Annotated in this window: 3 protein-coding genes; all 3 read left to right on the forward strand. The window is 67.8% G+C overall.

Annotated elements, in window-relative coordinates; genetic code table 11:
• Nucleotides 1-306, forward strand: a 306-nt coding sequence (locus JCM12296_RS46790; protein ID WP_246805344.1) for an FAD-dependent oxidoreductase, incomplete at its 5' end; no start/stop codon positions are given.
• Nucleotides 291-467: a hypothetical protein gene (locus tag JCM12296_RS46795; RefSeq protein ID WP_246805346.1), complete on the forward strand. Its 177-nt coding sequence runs from the start codon at nucleotides 291-293 to the stop codon at nucleotides 465-467. The genes JCM12296_RS46790 and JCM12296_RS46795, both read left to right, overlap by 16 nt.
• Nucleotides 439-1,057, forward strand: a 619-nt coding sequence (locus tag JCM12296_RS46800) for an FAD-dependent oxidoreductase (protein ID WP_246805348.1), incomplete at its 3' end; no start/stop codon positions are given. The genes JCM12296_RS46795 and JCM12296_RS46800, both read left to right, overlap by 29 nt.

Raw genomic sequence — 1,057 nt, forward strand, 5'->3', positions numbered from 1 at the left:
CGCTGCGAGGTGGATCAGCCGGTGGCCATCCGTGAACTCAAGCGCCTGGCCGCCGATCAGGTCGATCCGCGCACGATCGAGATCCCCATGGCCGAACAGCGCCAGGAGCGCGTGGCCATCATCGGCAGCGGCCCGGCCGGTCTCTCCGCGGCCTATCATCTGGCCCGCCGGGGCATCCTGAGCACGATTTACGAAGCGTTGCCCAAGGCCGGCGGCATGCTGCGCGTGGGTATTCCCGATCACCGGCTGCGCCCGAGATCCTGGACCAGGAGATCGAGATCATCACCAACATGGGCGTGGAACTGAAAACCAATACGCCCCTGGGCGGCGATCTGACCGTGGACAGCCTGTTGGATCAGGGGTTCAAGGCGGTCTACCTGGCCCTGGGGGCCCACAAGGGCATCACCTTGGGCGTTCCCGGCGAAAAAGGCCGCGGGCGTGCGCCAGGGCGTGGACTTTCTGCGTGAGGTCAACCTCACCGGCAAGGCGCCCGTGGGCAAGCATGTGGCCATCATCGGCGGCGGCAACGTGGCCATCGACGTGGCCCGCTCGGCGGTGCGTTTGGGCGCCGAGACGGTGCAGATCATCTACCGCCGCACCCGCGCCGAGATGCCGGCCTGGGAAGAGGAGATCCAGGCCGCCGAGACCGAAGGAACCGCGATCACCTATCTGGCCGCGCCCCAGGAGATCCTGACCGAGGGCGGTAAGGTAAGCGGCCTGCGCTGCATCCGCATGGAACTGGGCGAGCCGGATTCCTCCGGCCGACGTCGTCCGGTACCGGTGCCGGGCAGCGAGTACGACCTTGACGTGGACCAGATCATCCCGGCCATCGGCCAGCGCCCGGACCTGTCGGCCATCGAGGATGTCGAGGGCGTCGAATTCACGCGCTGGAGCACCACGGAAGTGGATCCGGTAACCTACGCCACCGGTCGACCGGGCGTATTTGCCGGCGGCGACCTGCAAAGCGGCCCCTGGGTGGCCATCGGCGCCATCGCGGCGGGCAAGGAGGCAGCCGAGTCCATCGAGTGCTACCTGGACGGCACGGACATGGCTGCCG

Source organism: Desulfosarcina cetonica JCM 12296, assembly GCF_001311845.1.
In the GTDB taxonomy this organism is placed as follows: domain Bacteria; phylum Desulfobacterota; class Desulfobacteria; order Desulfobacterales; family Desulfosarcinaceae; genus Desulfosarcina; species Desulfosarcina cetonica.

Bases quoted from the DNA above. Each gene is read 5' to 3' on its own strand.
- JCM12296_RS46795 (WP_246805346.1), top strand. From the start codon at position 291: ATGGGCGTGGAACTGAAAACCAATACGCCCCTGGGCGGCGATCTGACC.